The following is a 19,331-nucleotide window of genomic DNA, read 5'->3' as shown; positions in this document are numbered from 1 at the left end:
TTATTACTCCTTATTCTTTTGTGCTTCAATCGGAGGATTGAAATAATGATAACGACAAACAGGATAATATGACTCGTTACCACCCATAAAGATCTGCTCGCCCTCGTAAACGGGCTTTCCATCATGGACTCTTAAGTTCATAATTGCTTTCTTTTCACAAAACCAACAAATCGTTTTCATTTCTTCAATCTTATCCGCATACAATAGTAAATACTTCGATCCCTCAAACAATTTATTTTGAAAATCATTTTTAAGTCCAAATGCCATGACCGGAATATGTAATTGATCAACCACTTCGGTTAATTCGAAGATGTGATGCTTATTTAAAAACTGGGCTTCATCAACTAACACACAACTAATGGGTTCATCGCGCTTTTCAATTTCATCTTTTACCATTTTAAATGCGTTTGAATCGGAATTAATTGAAAGGGCCTTGCGAGTCAACCCAATCCGAGAAGCGATGGTCCCCTTCTTTTCCCTGGTATCAACGCCACTTGTCATCAAAATAACTGATTTACCCTGTTCCTCATAGTTATGAGCGACTTTGATAATTTCGATTGATTTTCCGCTATTCATTGCTCCGTAACGAAAGAATAGTTGTGCCAAGTTATCACCTTTTCTCTATTTTCACTAACTTTTTCATTATATCGAATTTACCACTTTTTCGCATCCAAATTCAAAATTTGTTCTACCATTTGAATAATTGCTTTTTCTTAAATTAGTTACTATTCTTACTTATAAGCGTAATTTTATGATAGAATTATTTTAATTGTGCAAAACTAATCATTTCTAAGGGAGAACTCATTATGTCATTTCAGAGTAGAATTGCCACCATGGCTGGTAAGTCATCTTACTGGTTCCTGCATAATTTTTTGCACCGTGGTAGCTCATTACCAGGAAAAATAACCACAGCGATTGATCCCAACATTTTAAAGACGCTGGGTAAAAATTACGATGTGATTATTGTGTCAGGAACGAACGGTAAAACTTTGACTACCGCACTGATCGTTCAAGTCTTAAAGGAAGAATATGATCAAATTCTGACTAATCCAACTGGATCTAACATGACTCAGGGAATTGTCTCAACCTTTTTACAAGCAAAGCATCCCAAATATGGTGAAAATCCAATTGCAGTCTTAGAAGTTGACGAAGCCAACGTAAAACCGGTTGTTCAAGCTATCAAACCAAAGATGTTTGTTTTGACCAATATTTTCCGTGACCAACTGGATCGTTATGGTGAGATTTACACTACCTACCAAAAAATCTTAAATGGGATCTTACTAGCTCCAGATGCCTTAGTGGTTGCAAACGGTGATTCCGCCATTTTTAACTCTAAAAAAATGCCAAATCAACAAGTGTTCTATGGCTTTCAAGATCAACCAGCTGATAAAGACATCAAGGCAGCCCCTAACACGGATGGGGTCCTTTGTCCCGTTTGTTCGCACATTATGCACTACCATTACATCACTTACGGAAATTTAGGTGATTACTTCTGTCCTAACTGTGGTTTCCATCGTCCAAAACTAGATTACAAAGTCACTAAAGTGGTGGACGAAACCCCAACTAGTTCAACCTTTGACATTGATGGAAATCAGTATTCGATTGACGTCGGTGGGACGTACAATATTTACAATGCCCTAGCTGCTTATGCGGCCGGTCGACAAATGGGAGTTCGTCCTGATCAAATTAAACACGCTTTTGAAACCAACAAGCGACTCTTTGGAAGACAGGAAGAAATCAAAGTTGGTGACAAGGAAGTAACCATTGTGCTAGTTAAAAATCCAGTTGGACTTAACCAAGTCATTGATATGATTTCTCATGAAAGGGAACCATTTTCGTTTGTCTTTCTTGAAAATGCTAACTATGCTGACGGCATTGACACGAGTTGGATCTGGGATGGCGACTTCGAACGTCTGCCAAAAATGAACATTAAAAAATTCATTTCCGGTGGTGAACGATACAAAGACATTACCTTCCGCCTTAAGGTTGCCGGGGTTCATGACGACAATCACATCATTGAACCAAACATTGAGAAAGTCTTGGAACAAATTAAACAGCTGCCCACTAAAAAGGTTTACGTTCTGGCCACTTACACGGCTATGCTTCAATTCAGACATTTACTAGCACAAAAAGGATTCATTAAAGGAGGAATGGACTAATGACAAAAACCATTCGAGTGGCTCACTTATATGGTGACTTAATGAATACTTACGGTGATATCGGTAACATTTTGTCGTTACGATATTACGCTAAACAGATTGGCGTTGAAGTCACCTCTGACGTTGTTAGTTTAGAAGAAGGGTTCAACGCTGACGATTATGATTTCATGGTTTTCGGTGGTGGACAAGACTTTGAACAAACCATTGTTTCAAAAGACATTCAAACCAAGAAAGATGAAATTAAACGTTTCATTGAACAAGGCAAGCCTGTTATTGCAATTTGTGGTGGCTTCCAGTTACTTGGAAACTACTACGTTGCAGCTAATGGCGAAAAGCTTCCTGGCATTGGTGCCCTTGACCACTACACGGATGCAATGAAAGACAATCGTTTCATTGGAAACATTGAAATTCAAAACGAACAAACCAAGGAAAAATACCATGGTTTTGAAAACCACGCTGGAGTGACCTACTTAGGACCAAGTGAACGAGCACTGGGAAAAGTCATTAAGGGACATGGGAACAACGGAAAAGATGGAACTGAGGGTGCCATTTACAAAAATACCGTCTGTACCTACTTTCATGGCCCTATTTTAGCCCGAAACGGTAACTTGGCTAAGCGTATGATGTTTAATGCCCTTGAAAAGAAGTATCCCGATACTGATTTTTCGGGTGATACGAAAAAAGTAAAAGTTGAATCATTCTAAAATTAAAGCACTACCGATTAATTGGTAGTGCTTCTTTTTTTACATAAAATGAATAAACGGTCGACCGCCTGCTAGAAGCAATCCAAGAATCGCCACCACTATAATTGCAATCACGGTCATCCACAAAAACCATCCTGAAAGTTTCTGTTGTGATTTAAAGGCAAACGCCATCTCAATCAGACCAATCAATAGTAACGCGCAAACAACCTTGATAATCGTCAAGACTGGATCACGTCCCCATGCAAATGGGATCAGAAAAATTCCCGAAATAATTAAAATCACATAACAGAGTCTGGCAATCATCGTCATAACTTTAAAATGCCAGTTCGAAAAAAGAGCGATACAAACCACAATAAAAAGAACCAACCACGTTAATAAATGAATCCAAATTAGCATAATAACACTTCCCCATTTAGATTAACTCCATTATACACAATCCATAAGGACTTTTAGTCATAATTCGTTAACACCCTTCTTTGGTTATGGCATAATTACTGAAAAGAAGGAGTGGTGGATGACATGAAAAATAATCAGTTCGCACAAGTACTAGTTGACCTTAACACCGCTAAACGGGAGTTAGCCCAAGTTGGCTTTAATCCAACCGAAATCGAAAATTCTAAAACCGTTTCAGAAGCATTTTTGAAATTACTCAGTAAAACGCTTATTAACGTAAATAATGAAAGTGGTCAAATGGAGCAATTGAATAATCGACTAGCGACTCCAGATAAACGACTTGGCGATTATTTGCAAAATAATGGTGAAGTTAACCAACAGGTTTTCTACCTAGTGGCCCTCCAACTGCTTGAATTTCAAGCAGACGTCGACTTTCAGGTTGATGAACCACTAAAAGCGATGAAAGAAATTCATTTGAAGTACTTTAATAAACCTGGTCAGTGGGACATAGACGACTTACTTCAAGCTTGGTACCTTCTACTAACCACCCATAACAAGACTGTTCAAACCTATCTTGATCACTTAGCAAACCAGGGATTCTTTAAGGGATTTCCAAAAGATAAGCCCCTCTTCTTTAATGGCAAAGCGCAGGCTATTTTTGAACCAGAAGACCTCATTTATGAGACAGTCTACGTTGAAACCGACACTGATTCTGATAAGGACGGAAAAGCTGATCTAATCAAAGCTGAGATCACCCGTCCCAAAACTAGCTTCAAGCTAGGAACTCTTTATACGGCTAGTCCGTACGACCAAGGGACAAACGATGCGTTTGGAGACCAAATCACTCATGATGTAAACAAACCAATTATTCGAAAAGAACCAGATGATACCATTTATTCTGACATTATGTATGAAGAACAACCCCAAAAATTTAGTACTAGAACACCAAAGGGTTTTTCCGATGAAGCCATTGAGGGACACGTTGCAAAGCCGGGTTATACCTTAAATGACTACTTCTTAATGCGGGGATATGCAGTGGTTTATTCAGCTGGTATTGGAACCAAAGATTCTGACGGAATTCAGACGTGCGGTTCCCCCGAACAAACGGATTCAACAGTTGCAGTAATTGAATGGCTTAATCATAAACGACGGGCATTCACCAACCGAACGGACAACATCGAGATCAAAGCTGACTGGTCCAATGGTAACGTAGCAATGACCGGACGATCATACCTAGGAACCCTTGCCAATGCTGCAGCAACTACTGGAGTGAACGGCCTTAAAACCATTATTTCAGAAGCCGCCATCTCTTCTTGGTACGACTATTATCGTGAAAATGGTCTGGTAATGGCTCCGGGTGGATTTCAGGGAGAAGACGCTGACGTTTTAGCGGCCGAGACATTCAGTAGAAGTCTCAATCCTGGTGATAATTTCCAGATCCGGCCCTTCTTTGATCGCTACTTATCAATTATGCAAAAACAGATGGACCGTACTACCGGGAATTACAACGAATTTTGGGACAAAAGAAACTACCGAAACAACGTTAAAAACATTAAAGCCGATGTCTTAATCGTGCAAGGCCTGAACGATTGGAACGTTAAACCAGTCAACGCAGCCAAACTATGGCAGGGAATCAAGTCTCTTCCAATTAATCAAAAGATTATCCTTCACCAGGGTCAACACATTTACATCAACGCCTTTCGTTCGTTTGATTTCAACGACATCGTCAACATGTGGATTTCACATGAGTTATATGGGATTGAGAATAACGTAATGAACCAAATCCCAAATATGATTGTGCAAGACAACGTCAAGCCGGAAACGTGGAACAAAAAGAATAACTGGCTTGATAATCATAGTAAAAAATACTATTTAAATGATGAAAAACTAAGCAAAACTTCAAACAAAGGCCAACTTAAATACCAAGACCAGTTGGATCCATCGCGATTTAAGGAATACTGTTCTCATCCAACGTGGTGGGAAAAAGACTTACTTGATTCAAACAGTTCATTAAAAGGACACCGTTTGATCTTTAAGACCTTACCTCTTAGTGAAGAGCAAATCATTTCGGGATTTGGTACTCTTCACCTGCGTATTGCCACGTCTAAGAACGTCGGAATCCTGTCAGCTCAATTGGTTGATTACGGGGATGCTAAAAGATTGAATGTTACCCCAACCATTCTTGAACCAAAGGGACTTTTGCTAGGACCGAAATGGTACACAGATGATCTACGTGAATTTACTTTAAATAAGCATTTAACACCAAATAAAATGATTTCGTTTGGACATATAAACCTTCAGAATCGCCATTCCGCTTATCAAAATGATCAATTGGTCCCAAACCAATTTTATGATGTTGACTTGACTTTACAACCAACTTTCTATCACCTTCCAGCTGGCAGAAAGCTTGGACTAGTACTATACGGAACGGACTTCCAGATGACTCAGCGTGGCAATCAAGAGATTGATTACACCATTGATCTAGAAAACAGTTACCTTAAAATTCCTCATAAATAAGAAAAACACGTTTGCCCTTCAAAAGTAGCAAACGTGTTTTTTATCTAATTAAATAATTCGTAAAGATAGGTGTTAATTAAGTCATTTCGATCTTCCATGAAATGCTCACTTAAATGGGGGTGCACCCGGTTAGCCAAAAAAACAAAACCACTCTTTTGGTCCCGATTGAGTACGATTACCACCCCTGTATAACCAGACTGCCAAATATATGGATGACCTTCGTAATCATCTAATGCCCAGCCAAATGACCGGGTACCATCTTCCATCGGTGTCTGATCGGTATACAATTCATTAAACGTCTCATTGTTAAAGATACTACTACGACTATTAACCTGAAGCATCCATTGGGCAAAACGAGACAAGTCATTCAGGGTACTAAACATCCCAGCTGAACCACAATCATCACCCAAGATTTGCGCCTTCGGGTCATGAACTTTACCCTGCAAATTAGTATGGGTTTCTTCATTGTATGTGGTTGGGACAGAACGTTGCGCTTCAGGATGAAAAGTCGTGTCATTTAAACCAAGTGGTTTTAGAACCATTTGTGTGATCAGTGGTTGAATGGGAATCCCCATTACCAACCCAGCAATCCATCCTAAGAAAATATAGTTAACGTCTTCGTATTTCATTTGCTTGTTAAAATCATCACCTACATGAAGGCCTAAGAGTGCCTCACGAAGTTGATTGATATTCATCTGATTTCGATTGGGAATGTACCCTTCAATTCCAGAAGTATGGGTCAACAAATGACGAATTGTAACCTCCGGATACTTCCATTCTGGTAAATAGTCAGAAACAGAATCATCTAGGTGAATCCGTCCATCTTGAAGTAATCGCATGATAACTGGCAGGGTCCCGACTACTTTGGTCAAAGAAGCAATGTCGTAAATGTCGTTTGGTCCAGCGACTTCTTTCGTTGGCTCCACTTGCTTCAATCCCATTTCATCACTTTCAACGTTCATCCCGGTGATAAACGAAAAAGCCGCTCCCGGAATACTCTGATTTTCAATCATTTGTTTAATCTTAGCTTTTGTTCTTGAAAAATCCATTTTTGTATTCTCCTCATGAAGTCCACTATACTAGTCTTTTCATAGATCAAGATTTGAAATACTTTAAGATTAAATTTACTTAAAAAGCATCTAAGTAGGACGTTTAGTTTATAATAACTATTATACTAATTATGAACTCCCAAAAACCACAATGATTTGTAAATAAACTAAAATAATACTAAAGTCATTAGATAATAGTATATGATTGCATTTATTTATAAAAAATTTTCCACACTTAAAATTAGTTCGGTTATAACTAATTAAGACTCTTGTTGTACAAAGTAATTAAATTTAATGTATTCAATTAAATTCAAAAAAGTGGTTCACTATATTCATAAAGAAACGAGCTCTTTCCTAATCATCATAAAATACTTCTTTCAAATAACTCTTTTATTTTAGTTGGTACATTTGTAAATGGATCCGAATATGTTGAATCTTTAACTTGATTTTCCATAGCTTCCCAACGTTCACATGCATTTACAAAGTCATCACTATAAATGTCATTAAAATCATCTGCTTTAGACTTTTCATAGTTACTGACATTTAAATATTTACCCATTTGACAAAAAAGCCACTTACGATTCATCCAATTATCATGATTAGTAATATTAAATTCTTTAAAATGAAGTAATAGCCATAATTCAAAACAATTATTGGAAAATATAATCTTTATATTATGAAGTTTTGCAAGCTTAAAATCTCCACAAACTTCTTCGTCTGTTTTGTCATCTTTATCAAAACATACGTATACTTCTGAAATATCCTTTCTTTTAGTTTTCGAAAAAGAATTCAACTTTCCTATGGCATAATCAATTATTTCTTTACCACTTTTACCATCAGCATCACACGGAATAACACTAATATTTGAACCGTTAAATCTTCTACAAAGCATTTTAAAATAATGAACTTCAGTTATTCCTTCACAATAAATGTATTTTTTGTTTCTGGTTTTTTTGTTTTTAGACTTTCTACTCATTAGGAGCATCCCCCAATGAATCTTTTTTATCACTTAAGTCTTGTAATAAGTCATCAAAACTGTCTATGTCTATTATTGGAACAGACCCAAATTGACCTTCTACGTAACGTTTTAAATATGAAACATCAGATCTTTTATTTGAATCTGCAAAATCAAAAACTGAATATAATTCACTTGACCCAAAATAACTCTTTTCTGATAAATAAATTTGATCTACTCTTAAATTAGCATCAAGTAGTTTTAACATATGTGTAGTAAATATAAATTGGTTTTTATTTCTTTTTGAATTAAATAACTTGACCAAGGCAAGAGCTAGTTTTTCATGCAATCCTTCCTCAAACTCATCAAATATTATAGTTTTGTTATTATCATTTAATTGAGCAGTGATAATAGCAAGAGCAATCATAATAACTCTTTGTGTCCCTATTGATTCATCACTAAAGTTTAATTCTTTTTTACCTACAAATTTTCCGTCTAAATCATAACATTTATGAATTGTATAAATTTCTTTATTAGTTATAGAATTAACTTTATTATTCGTTATATTAGAATTCAATGTTTCTAAAATATTTTTGATTTTTTCAGGAATTTCCATTTGAGACTCACGATACCCAATTTTATCAATGTTAATATCAGCAGCTCTAAAGAAATTTCTTAATTCTTTTTGTACTATTTTATCGCTAATATACTCATTATCAAATATATCTAAATTAATTCTTATTTCGGGTCCAAAAATTATTAAATCATTTCTAAACCACTTAAAAACATCAACTGCATAATCTGAATTAATATCCTGCAAAACGAATAAAATCAGTGAGTTTTTTCTAAATTTATTAGCCAAAAAATCACTTTTATATTCTTTAATTAAACTAACTACTTTTCCATCTTTTTTTTCAAAAATTAATTTTGGATCCGAAAGATGTTTTTTACCTACTTTAGACACAAGTAATTTTTCATCTACGATTTCACTTTGATTATACGAAAAACTATAATCATATAATCTCCTATTTTTAATGAATTTAATACCAAAATAGGTGTTTTTTTCTCTACTATTTTTATTAAATTTGAATGGTGTGTAAGTTAATGGAGTTGTTATATCCTTGGTTGGATTTAAAACCAAAAAACGCATTGTGTTCATTGCTAACAAAATAGAACTTTTACCTGATCCATTTGCACCAAATATTGCTGCATCTTTTATTAAACTCATTTTATCATTAATTTTAAAGGTATTTTCTTCTTTTCTTTTTCTGAGTCGATCACCCGTTTCCATCGACAAATCAGCACAGTCCATGTATGACCTAAAGTTTTTGACAGAAAAATCTACTAGCATAGTGTCATCCCCCAATTTCCTTTAATAACATTTAAATGTTATTAAATGTTATTATATGAATAATAATATCATATATTACATATTTAAAAACGACTTTTCGTCGTTAACTAATAAAAGATTTCATTATAAAAAACACATCATTCTCATACTAAAATCATCAATGCAATGAGCAAAAAAGATAGTTAATAATTATATGAACTTTTGCTTAGAAATCATTTTGAAAATAAGAACAATTTTGTTTTCCTTGGTCGCATGAATAATTTTATTTCTAATTCATGTATTAATAAATCTATGAAATACTATGCAAAAAAATTAGGCATTAAACAAGTATCTTTTCATGAACTATGACATACACATGCAAGTTACCTTTTAAGCCAAAATGTTTCAATTCAATATGTATCCAAACGACTTGGCCATAAAAACATTGGAATTACCCAAGACGTTTACGCACATCTCCTCAAAACTAAGGAGAACGATGAAGCAGAAAAAACACAAAATTACTCGATAAAATCAACTAAATAGACCAAATGGAGACCAATGCAAAATAAAAAGCCTCTAAACCAGTGTTTAGAAGCTTATATCAATTACCCGTATGAGACTTGAACTCATAGCTCCGCCTTGAGAGGGCGACGTCTTAAACCAGTTTGACCAACGGGCAATAAACTGAACAATTACATAGTTTACCCAATTTAAACCGGTCTGTCAACAAAGTAATGCAAAATTTTCTGTTGACAACTGTCCATAAAGAATTGTAGTATATTAATTGTTCAAATATTGAGTATTCGCCAAATTGGTAAGGCAGCGGACTCTGAATCCGCAATTTACTGGTTCGAGCCCAGTATACTCAACTATAATACTAAAAGAATCATTTCAATAACTATTGAAATGGTTCTTTTTTATTGAATTGATTCTAATTCCTGATTTCTTGAACTTTACCCAAAACCATTCTAGCAATTGGTCCAACGATCAGAAGTTGTAATGGTAGCGCCAAAATCAAGTTTCTAATCCATGTCATCCCAAACGTTGCTAGATTAAGACTAGAAAATCCGCCTTCAACTACAATTCCGAAAATTGACATGCAAGTTACCATTCCTAAAACCATCAAAATTGAAATTCCTAAAGAAATCAAAAGTGGCTTCTCTTCCATCTTTTCATTAAAGATAAATTTGAAAAAGATCCCCTTTGCAAGTGGTCCCACAAAAAGTAAATCACAAACAGCCGCAATAACTAACGCAAATGGATAACCCACTAACACACTTTTAACAAAAGTGGAATCAACCCCACTCCCGAGTGCAATGTTATAGGCTTCCATCACGATCACCATCATACCTGCCATTAATCCAGTAAACAATAATTCTTCCTTAAAATCCTTTGGCATACTTAACCTCCTAATTTTTCAGCAATGATTAATCTACCATAAAGAATTTTTTCATGTAAGTTTTTATTACAATAAAAACTTAATTAATAAAAATAAGGACCAAGCATTTTAATGCTCGATCTTTATAATTAATCACTTTTTCTGATAGAAGTAATACAAAATTCCACACACAATCAAAACCGCATAAGTAATACTAAGAGGTAAGACCTTAATGACAATCACTACCGTCGCAATCGAAATTGCGATTGCAATCCAGAAAATTACCTTACCAATGTCAGCTTCAGTGAAATGATGAGGTTCATGATTTTGATTTTGTTGCTGGTAATTAGAATAATTATAATTAGTGTTTTGCTGATAAGAATCATTGTTAGCGTTAGACTCATTAGAATGTGATTCATAACTAGACTGACTTGATCCTGCATATGATCCAGAACTATAATTATTTTCTTTAATAATTTCATACGCACTGGTAATTTCTTTGAACTTGGAGGCAGCATCAGGAGAATGATTAACATCAGGATGATACTTCTTAGCCAATTTGCGATAAGCTCGGTCAACTTCTTGTTTGTCTGCTGTTGTGGGTAATCCTAATATTGCATAATAATAGTCTAAGTTTCCATATGCCATCATAATCCCCCTCTTAAATGTATTACACTAATTCTACCAAACATTGAACAATTCGGTTAATCAGTGTTTAATAAAACGTCTTTGGGGTTAGGGTCATTACTTTGCATATTTTTGAATTGATTGAGCCAAAATTTCTGTGGCACCAGTTCCCGCTTTATTATCGTAATATTTTTGAAACCGGCCATCATTTAAATAAATTTTAGACAGTCCTTGATGAGCTTCTATAGAATAATTTGGCCATGTATATTGCAAACACTTTTTGTGTAATTTGTAAATTTTTCTTCCATTATAATCAGTATTTTTTATAATCAGTATTTTTATTCCTTAATGATTGTTTTAATAAACCAATCATTCGACTTTCCATTTCTTGTATATTTTGAAAATCAACGGCAAATAAGTTTAAATGCTTTTGATTAATCGGGTAAGGTGCCGGCCCAGTTCAGATAAAATCTTTCTTGAATCAGTACTGCATTGTGAAAACTAAAGGCTGGATCACTCATAATTTTTTTAATTTCTTTTAAGTCAAAACCAAAACTTTTGTAAAATAAAATCACCTGTAATTTCAAAATATCGTTAGAATTATAATTTCGATAACCAGAATCAATATCTCTTCTGAGAACCAATAAATATATTCAATCATAGTATTGAAGGGAACGAGCTATAACGCCCGCCATAGCGGCTCATTCTTTTATTTTAAGCATGCATGATACCTCTCTATAAATCATTGTTAACCGTTACGTAACGTCGTGGTCAAGCCGTTTAGTCACATTTTATAAGTAGCACAGTTATATTACACCAATGTTACTGAAACATTACTAGTTTAACAAACCATTTCCTGAATGTTTCGCACTATATCATTATAGTTACGCTTGAGTTTAACTCTTTTTTTCACATAGTTTTGATGTTATTGTTTATATATTCCAAAGGAGGAAATTAAATATATGAATAATGATAAATTACACTATAAAATGTACAAAGCTGGTAAGAGATGGATGTTTGCTGCCCTTGCAACTACGATGGTTGCCGGTGGCCTTCTAACTACCAGCAGCGTTGTTAACGCTGACGCCTTAGGAAATAACGCACAAGCTACTCAAAGTGCCAAGAAAGATAACGGCACTATTAAAAATGACTCATCTAAGAGCGCAGCCAAAGTTAACACTAACGTTGATAATCAAACAAACGATGCTAATGCAACTAAAGATGCCACTACTCAAACTAATGTTGCTTCAAACAATGATGTAAACAACACCACTAATGATGCAACAAAAGCTACAACTACTAACGATCAATCAGCAACTACTGATAATAATCAAGTAGCTGAAAACAACCAAAACAATCAAAATGATGCTAACAATGATGCCGTTAAAAACGATAACCAAACATCAACTGTTACACCAAACAAGATTGAAAACAAGGTTGCAGAAGCTGTTACTCCTGCACAATCAGCTAAAACTGATGTTAACGTTAATAATTTAGACAACGCTGTTTCTGCTAAAGCAGATAACAAGCAAAACAACAACGCTGACCAAAAGACTACTAACAATGATTCAGTTAAAGCCGAAGCTACTACACAAGCACAATCAGTAAATACTGAAAAAGCTGAAAATAATGTAACCCCAGCTACTAAATCTGAAACTACTCAACAATCACCTGCTAAGCAAGCACCAGTTTCAAACAATGATGCAAAACAAGCTGATGCTAAAACTACTACTCCCGCACAATCAGCTAAGACCGAAACTGTTAAGACTAACACTCAAAACAACAATGTTACTCCAGCAGCTCATTCTTACTCAAACGTTCAATTAAGTGCCGCTCGTGCAGCCGCAACTAACTTTAGAGTTCAAAATGTCAGCTTTAGAGCTCAAAACACTAATGCCGATCAAGTAGTTAACATTGGTAGACAATATGTTGGAACTCCATACGTTTGGGGTGGCAGTACACCAGCTGGATTTGATTGCTCTGGATTCGTTCAATACGTATTTGGCAAGGCTGGATACAGTCTTCCAAGAACTACTTACAGTCAATACCCTGCTACACAACACATTTCACGTAGCCAGGCTCAAAAAGGTGACTTAGTATTCTTCTCTAACGGTGGAGATCTTTACCACGTTGGAATTTACTTAGGTAACGGTTTAATGCTTGATGCTCAAAACCGTGGTGTTATTTACAACGATTCACTAAGCTACTTCCCTGGTACCGTATTATTCGGACGTGTTAACGGATTTAACGGTGGAAGCGCAAGTACTTACACACCAAGCCAAAACACTAACAACAATTCATATACTCCAAGAGTTAATTACGTTCAACAAAACGTAAGCACTCCAGCTGCAAGACCTGCTAATAACAGAGCATACACTTACAACTTGAGAGCTAGTGTCCCTACTACTCAATTGAACACTGTTAATAAATCAGCTAGTGTTACACCAACTCCAACTGCTTCAAATGGCAAACAACAAACTACTAGTGTTGTATCACAAAATAACACTAAGACGGTTAACTTGAATGTTCAACCAACAAAGGCATCATCAAATACTAGTGCCAACACTAACGAAACTGTTAAAACTTCAAAGACGACTCCTAACGTTCAACAAAATGTTCAACAAACTCCAGCAGCACCTAAAGAACAAGTAAGTAACTTGTCAAATGACACTACTGCTAAGAAGAACACAGTTGATTTGAACGCTTCAAAGAAGTCAACTGACCAAAAGGCAGCTCTTAACAAGAAGACTTCCGCTAAGGTTGTTTCAAACAAAGAAGTTTCTGACAAGAATGCTTCAAACAAAGAAACTGCTGCTAAGGTAAACAATGATGATAAGACAACTTCACACATTGCTACTAAGGATAACGGTCAAGCTTCTGCAGTTAAAAACAATGACCAAAAGAATGGTCACATCTTGCCACAAACTGGTCAAGCAAGTACACTACTTATGAGTGCCATTGGTTCTATCATGGTTGCTCTTGCTGCAGTACTTGGCTTCAGACGTAAAGATACTGACAAATAATATCTAAACTAATAAATGGTCTTCCGATTATCGGAAGACCATTTTTATTTATAAAATTAGATTGCTATTGAAACAGCATTAGTGCTATTCTTTTTATATTGGAGGTATGACAATATGGACGCACACTCAAAAGAAAAAGAACTCAAAAAATTAATCAAGGATCAAGAAAAGTTTCAAAAAGAAAACTCAGATAAATTCAGTGCTGATTTATTATCTAATTACAACGAACGAATGGACGTTGTGAAAGAGTTAATTGAAAATGAAAATCAGACCAATAACTTACGTGATACTAAGGTTGCTAAGCCCGCTCGAGATGATAAACGTGGGATGGACAAAAACCGTCACGTTGATGATCAAATGAATGATCTTGAAAGAGCACAACAACGCTTAATTAAGAAGCTACGTACTCTTGAAGGAAAATGGGAATAACCCTCTTATTACAATCAAATCATTAACCATATAAAAAGAACGGATTCAACTGAATCCGTTCTTTTTGTCTATTTAGTTATTGTTTTCCTTTTTTAATTCTGCATCCAGTTTCTTGGTTAATTCTTCGTAGCCAGGTTTACCTAATAGTGCGTACATATTGTTCTTGTAAGCTTCAACTCCTGGTTGGTTGAATGGATTAATACCATTTAAGTAACCAGAAATAGCAACCGCAACTTCAAAGAAGTAAATCAAGTAACCGAGTGAATATTCTGATTGATCAGGAATATGAACGGTCATAACTGGAACCCCACCATCGGTATGAGCTAAAACAACCCCTTCATAGGCTTTGGTATTAACTTCGTTAACCGTGTCATCTTGAAGGTATTTAAGACCATCAAGGTTTGACTCTTCCTTTGGAATCGCAATATCGTCATCAGGCTTATCTAATTTAACAACCGTTTCAATCAGATCACGTAACCCCTCTTGAATGTATTGACCTAATGAATGAAGATCAGTTGTAAAGTTAGCTGATGATGGATAAATTCCCTTTTGGTCTTTTCCTTCTGACTCACCCATTAACTGCTTCCACCATTCTGAGAACATTCTCATGTTTGGTTCGTAGTTTTCGAGTAATTCAGTGGTGTAACCCTTTCTGTAAAGGATATTTCTCAACGCAGCGTAACGATAGGCATCGTTTTTATTAACATCTGGATTGGTGTATTCCTTAGAAGAATCAAGTGCACCCTTCATTAATTGACTAATGTCAGCACCAGTTGCAGCAATTGGTAATAAACCAACTGGGGTAAGAACTGAGTATCGTCCACCAACACCATCTGGAATTACGAAGGTTTCGTAGCCGTTAGCGTCGGCTTCTTGTTTCAAAGCACCACGATGAGCATCAGTAGTAGCATAGATTCGTTTGTTAGCTTCATCTTCACCATACTTTTTAACTAACTTTTCCTTGAAAATTCGGAAAGCAATTGCTGGCTCAGTGGTTGTTCCAGACTTAGAAATGATGTTAATTGAAAAGTCATCGTCACCAATGTAGTTCAACAAATCATGAATGTATGGAGCACTAAGTGAATTACCCGCAAAGACAACCTTTACACCACGACGCTTGTCGTCAGGTTCAGAGTTGTAAAACGTACCATTTAGAAAATCAACGGCCATCTTGGCACCTAAATATGAACCACCAATTCCAATTACAACTAAAACCTTTGAATCAGACTTGATTTTGTCAGCCGCTTTTTGAATTCTTGCGAACTCATCTTTGTCATAATTTTCTGGAAGATCTAACCAATCCCGGAAATCATTTCCAGCACCAGTGCCATCCCTTAACTCTTTATCCGCTGCAGTCACCATCGCTTGAATCTCAGGCAACTCATCCGGATGTACAAACTTGCTTAACTTAGAATCATCAAATTTCAAATAAGCCATTACACTATCCCCACTTTCTATAATATCGCTTACATTATACAACAAAAATTAATTACATAATGATGTTTTTGCTCTGTTAATTTTATTATATTAGTTCTTATTTAATCCGCACATTGATCCCCTTAAATGATCCCTCACGTTCATAATCAGGGTCAATCGGAAAATCATTTGGGTTAGAGTAGGTTTTTCCAAAATTAACGTTAACACCGTTTGCGGCAAATGCATCCGAGATTTCAGACCGAAACTTTTTCGAATTCATTTTATTGGTATCTGTGGTAAAGAAGACAGACGCATCCTTACTAGCAACTTGACTTACCGCACTAACGAGATCTTGTAAGTCACGCTTAATCTCAAACCGATTCTTTTTATCTCTAACAAAGACAGGCACGTTAACGGTGATTATGTTGAACTTCAAATCATGCTTTTGCGCATAGTCTAAATACCCAAAGACACTCATTTTTCTGACCTCTTGGGCACCGATCACGTATCCATTAGCATCAATTTCATTAATCAATTGAGATTTAGCACGATTACTATCGTCAACATTAACGGTCTTAACGCTACCACCACCAATCATGGCACTAGCAACTCCGGTTCCCTCATAAAATAAATTTAGACCAACTTTATCTTGTGATTGATCAAAAACGTCCTGTCTTACATCGCGATAAATGATGTCTAATCCTGTCGTTTTGGCGTTCTGTAAACTAATTGGATACGTTACTTCACCCTCCAAGACATTGGCCGAGCCTACTGGATCGGGACTAGCGTTTTCAACTGACTTGACTTCAGAACCATGTTCAAACTGCTGATACTCGTATAAATTCTGGTAACTCCCCAATTGATTAACAATGATTGGAATCAACTGATTTCGCAATTGGTAAATTCCAGCATTTTCCCAGGTAATCACGTCTTGACCATCGTAGCTGTCAATCGTAATTCCGGCCAAACCGTCTCCCTGTCCGTTAAACAGGCGATGAATATCAATGCCTTCATCTTGAAGTAAGATCCTTTTACTGAAGGCCTGACTAAACAAATGACCAAAGAAACGATCGTCGATAGATTGATTTTCCTTGCGATCCAAAATCCAACCAAATCCGCCGGCTTGTTTGCCAAAGTAAGCACTGGCAACGAAATGATCTCCCTTAATTAAAGCCACGACTTCGCCGTTGCTAAAATCCGCTTCGTTAACTAAATCTTTTTCACTAATTTGTGGATAACCGCCCTCAAACTTTTTGACGGCTTTACCGGTTATTTCAACTTTTTTCATATTATTTTATTCTCCTCTAAAAATCGCTTCCTATCTCATTGTACATGTAATCACGATTAATTAGTAGGATTGCAAAGTAGGTCATATGTTAAAATAATAAGCAAAGGAGATTCGATTATGTATAAATATTTAGTATTTTTTGACTTAGATAGGACCTTGTTTGATGAACATTCAAAGGTGAACGATGAAGTTGCAAACGCAATGGATGAAATCAGAAAACATGGTGGCCTTCCTGTAATCTCAACCGGAAGGAATCTTTTTGAAATCAGAGATACGTTAGAGAAAACCAAGATTGATTCCGTGGTAGCCGCAAACGGTGATTTTGGAATGTTAAGAAACCAAGAAGTCTTTTCTAATACAATCAACCCCAAAATCATTGATCGTTTGTACAACTTTGTTGAAAAACACGATAATACATTAGTTTTACTGAACCAAAAACGTGGTGCCATTACCAATCACGATGAATTGGCAGTTAAAGCCTTTGAACACGTCCACGCTCCACTTCCGACCATTGTCACAAAAAAGTATTGGCACGAAAATCCCATTAACATGATGGTGGTTACCAATACTGATCTGGATACTGACTACGTAGAAAACTTTGGAGATGTCCTAACCTTTTACCGTAATTCGCCCTATTCAATTGATGTGGTCGTTCATGACGTTTCTAAGGCTACTGGAATCAAGCAATTAATAAACAACACTGCTGGACTAACTGGAATCCCAACATACGCGTTTGGAGACGGTAATAACGACATCCCAATGTTAGACTACGTTGATCATCCGGTCGTAATGGGTAATGGACTTCCAAATGTCAAACCACATGGTGAATTCATTACCACCAAAAATACCGACCATGGAATTGTCAACGGACTGAAGCATTTTAACCTGATCTAAATTACTGTAAATTAGGCAGATATCATGGTATAGTAATAATGTGTCTGTCGGGGGCGTTATGGATTCGACGGGTATAGTTTGAGCCTGAATTGCATTCCGTACGACGATGCGTCAAATCGCTCAGTTTAATTATAACTGCAAAAAATAATAACAATTCTTACGCCGTAGCTGCCTAATAAGCGCTTGACGTAGATCTAGCTGATTTTTCCTATGGATCAGTCCTAGGTCCTACCTTTAATAGGATACGCTTACTGCTCCTATCTGAAGTAGTATGAAGAGATTAATCAGATTAGCTGTGCATGCTAGCATTGACTAATTGCGGATTGTACAGTGAACTTCAAATGATTAGCCTACGAATGTAGACGTTCAGGAGGCAATATGCTCGGACGCGGGTTCAAATCCCGCCGCCTCCATAATTAAAAGCGAACCAGTCATTAAATTGATTGGTTCGCTTTTTTGTGTTTTATAAGCTTAACGTGGAATTGTCACATCTTTTTCTAAATTTGAAGAATGTGGACCGGTTGCTTTTGAAACAACGTTTTCTGATATGTGAGCAGTTCCGTCCCCATTATCTTTAACGGTCCCCTCTAATCCAATATCACTAGTAGCGTTTTGAGTTATAAACCAATATCCCGTCTGATCTCCAGATAGTTTACCACCATAATTCCAATAACTAATTTTATTAGTAGTCGTATTTTGGAAATAAGGTGTTTCTTTCTCTAATATTTGTTTAGCAATTGGTTCTGTCAAAGTGCTTGTTTGCTTAACATCATTTTCAGCCTGATTATTGTTACTATTTGCTGGAGTTGCTCCTGTTTCTGCTTGAGAAGAATTAGGAGTTATTTGTGCTGAATTATGTTGATTGGAAGTTCGATTTGAAATTATTGATGAAGGATTCCGTCTAAACTCATTTTGTATTCTACTTATTAAAGCACCAGCATAATGGTTAAACAGAAAGAACCCAATCAATACAATCACAACCCCTGAAACTAATTTCATCAGAAAATTACGTCTTCGTTTTGATTTAACCTCTAAGTAATCTTCCCGCCAACTTGGATCATTTCTGCGTTCCTTATAAAACTGATACGTATGACTGGTACGTGTCCCACTGGTTAAATATTTTTTAGGCATTTGAATTCCTTTATCATCTTGTTTTAATATCTACTTAC

Annotated in this window: 18 protein-coding genes, 2 tRNA genes and 1 other RNA gene; 8 read left to right on the top strand and 13 right to left on the bottom strand. The window is 36.0% G+C overall.

Going from position 1 to position 19,331, the window contains the following annotated elements; translation table 11 throughout:
* Positions 1-3: 3 nt before the first annotated feature.
* Positions 4-576 carry a thymidine kinase gene (locus tag AC6UDB_RS05910; RefSeq protein ID WP_500707357.1) on the bottom strand — a complete coding sequence of 191 codons (573 nt, stop codon included), beginning with the start codon at positions 574-576 and terminating at the stop codon, positions 4-6.
* Between the two features lie 230 nt (positions 577-806).
* Here AC6UDB_RS05910 and AC6UDB_RS05905 point away from each other — a divergent pair, with 230 nt between their 5' ends.
* A complete protein-coding gene (locus AC6UDB_RS05905; protein ID WP_500709432.1) occupies positions 807-2,159 on the top strand; it encodes a MurT ligase domain-containing protein in 1,353 nt (450 codons plus the stop codon).
* Positions 2,159-2,863 carry a type 1 glutamine amidotransferase gene (locus AC6UDB_RS05900; RefSeq protein ID WP_500709431.1) on the top strand — a complete coding sequence of 235 codons (705 nt, stop codon included), beginning with the start codon at positions 2,159-2,161 and terminating at the stop codon, positions 2,861-2,863. The genes AC6UDB_RS05905 and AC6UDB_RS05900 overlap by 1 nt, the downstream gene beginning before the upstream one ends.
* Before the next feature lie 39 nt (positions 2,864-2,902).
* Here the strand turns inward: AC6UDB_RS05900 and AC6UDB_RS05895 are convergent, their stop codons facing one another.
* Positions 2,903-3,259, bottom strand: a complete 357-nt coding sequence (locus AC6UDB_RS05895) for a DUF1516 family protein (RefSeq protein WP_500694343.1) — start codon at positions 3,257-3,259, stop codon at positions 2,903-2,905.
* Between the two features lie 123 nt (positions 3,260-3,382).
* Between AC6UDB_RS05895 and AC6UDB_RS05890 the strand changes: the two genes are divergently transcribed.
* Positions 3,383-5,773 (top strand): Xaa-Pro dipeptidyl-peptidase, encoded by a 2,391-nt coding sequence (locus AC6UDB_RS05890; protein ID WP_500709430.1) that lies wholly within the window; start codon positions 3,383-3,385, stop codon positions 5,771-5,773.
* Positions 5,774-5,817: 44 nt separating this feature from the next.
* On the opposite strand, the gene AC6UDB_RS05885 is transcribed toward AC6UDB_RS05890, so the two are convergent.
* From AC6UDB_RS05885 to AC6UDB_RS05870, 4 genes are all read right to left on the bottom strand, one after another.
* Positions 5,818-6,822 (bottom strand): serine hydrolase domain-containing protein, encoded by a 1,005-nt coding sequence (locus AC6UDB_RS05885; RefSeq protein ID WP_500709429.1) that lies wholly within the window; start codon positions 6,820-6,822, stop codon positions 5,818-5,820.
* A 361-nt stretch (positions 6,823-7,183) separates the two neighbouring features.
* Entirely contained in the window at positions 7,184-7,798 is a 615-nt protein-coding gene (locus AC6UDB_RS05880; protein WP_500709428.1) for an RloB family protein, read from the bottom strand.
* Positions 7,791-9,128 carry an AAA family ATPase gene (locus AC6UDB_RS05875; protein ID WP_500709427.1) on the bottom strand — a complete coding sequence of 446 codons (1,338 nt, stop codon included), beginning with the start codon at positions 9,126-9,128 and terminating at the stop codon, positions 7,791-7,793. The genes AC6UDB_RS05880 and AC6UDB_RS05875 overlap by 8 nt, the downstream gene beginning before the upstream one ends.
* A gap of 584 nt (positions 9,129-9,712) precedes the next feature.
* A tRNA-Glu gene (locus AC6UDB_RS05870) sits at positions 9,713-9,786 on the bottom strand.
* 117 nt (positions 9,787-9,903) lie between these two features.
* On the opposite strand from AC6UDB_RS05870, the gene AC6UDB_RS05865 reads away from it, so the two are divergent.
* Positions 9,904-9,976 (top strand) — tRNA-Gln (locus tag AC6UDB_RS05865).
* A gap of 62 nt (positions 9,977-10,038) precedes the next feature.
* On the opposite strand, the gene AC6UDB_RS05860 is transcribed toward AC6UDB_RS05865, so the two are convergent.
* The 4 genes from AC6UDB_RS05860 to AC6UDB_RS05845 form a co-directional block, all read right to left on the bottom strand.
* Positions 10,039-10,506: a DUF2798 domain-containing protein gene (locus AC6UDB_RS05860; protein ID WP_500709425.1), complete on the bottom strand. Its 468-nt coding sequence runs from the start codon at positions 10,504-10,506 to the stop codon at positions 10,039-10,041.
* A 132-nt stretch (positions 10,507-10,638) separates the two neighbouring features.
* Positions 10,639-11,133, bottom strand: coding sequence for a DnaJ domain-containing protein (locus AC6UDB_RS05855; RefSeq protein WP_500696048.1), 495 nt, complete (start codon positions 11,131-11,133; stop codon positions 10,639-10,641).
* Between the two features lie 96 nt (positions 11,134-11,229).
* The gene (locus AC6UDB_RS05850) at positions 11,230-11,409 is read right to left on the bottom strand and encodes a TipAS antibiotic-recognition domain-containing protein (RefSeq protein WP_500709471.1); all 180 of its coding nucleotides are present in this window, start codon (positions 11,407-11,409) and stop codon (positions 11,230-11,232) included.
* A 137-nt stretch (positions 11,410-11,546) separates the two neighbouring features.
* Entirely contained in the window at positions 11,547-11,756 is a 210-nt protein-coding gene (locus AC6UDB_RS05845) for a MerR family transcriptional regulator (RefSeq protein WP_500701350.1), read from the bottom strand.
* 318 nt (positions 11,757-12,074) lie between these two features.
* Here AC6UDB_RS05845 and AC6UDB_RS05840 point away from each other — a divergent pair, with 318 nt between their 5' ends.
* Complete coding sequence (locus AC6UDB_RS05840; RefSeq protein ID WP_500709424.1) at positions 12,075-14,135, top strand: NlpC/P60 family protein; 2,061 nt, start codon at positions 12,075-12,077, stop codon at positions 14,133-14,135.
* 114 nt (positions 14,136-14,249) lie between these two features.
* Positions 14,250-14,564: a hypothetical protein gene (locus AC6UDB_RS05835; protein ID WP_500709423.1), complete on the top strand. Its 315-nt coding sequence runs from the start codon at positions 14,250-14,252 to the stop codon at positions 14,562-14,564.
* 72 nt (positions 14,565-14,636) lie between these two features.
* On the opposite strand, the gene AC6UDB_RS05830 is transcribed toward AC6UDB_RS05835, so the two are convergent.
* Complete coding sequence (locus AC6UDB_RS05830) at positions 14,637-16,001, bottom strand: glucose-6-phosphate isomerase (RefSeq protein ID WP_500694335.1); 1,365 nt, start codon at positions 15,999-16,001, stop codon at positions 14,637-14,639.
* 97 nt (positions 16,002-16,098) lie between these two features.
* The gene (locus AC6UDB_RS05825) at positions 16,099-17,268 is read right to left on the bottom strand and encodes a class I SAM-dependent rRNA methyltransferase (RefSeq protein WP_500709422.1); all 1,170 of its coding nucleotides are present in this window, start codon (positions 17,266-17,268) and stop codon (positions 16,099-16,101) included.
* 117 nt (positions 17,269-17,385) lie between these two features.
* Between AC6UDB_RS05825 and AC6UDB_RS05820 the strand changes: the two genes are divergently transcribed.
* On the top strand, positions 17,386-18,162 hold the full coding sequence (locus AC6UDB_RS05820) for a Cof-type HAD-IIB family hydrolase (protein WP_500709421.1): 777 nt from the start codon (positions 17,386-17,388) through the stop codon (positions 18,160-18,162).
* A 49-nt stretch (positions 18,163-18,211) separates the two neighbouring features.
* Positions 18,212-18,578: a transfer-messenger RNA gene (ssrA, locus tag AC6UDB_RS05815) on the top strand.
* A gap of 55 nt (positions 18,579-18,633) precedes the next feature.
* On the opposite strand, the gene AC6UDB_RS05810 is transcribed toward ssrA, so the two are convergent.
* Positions 18,634-19,293 (bottom strand): hypothetical protein, encoded by a 660-nt coding sequence (locus tag AC6UDB_RS05810; RefSeq protein WP_500694332.1) that lies wholly within the window; start codon positions 19,291-19,293, stop codon positions 18,634-18,636.
* Between the last annotated feature and the right edge of the window lie 38 nt (positions 19,294-19,331).

Source organism: Fructilactobacillus sp. X3R2C1 (assembly GCF_059901235.1).
The sequence above is the reverse complement of the archived record's forward strand: the minus strand, read 5'-3'. Positions and strand labels throughout refer to the sequence as shown.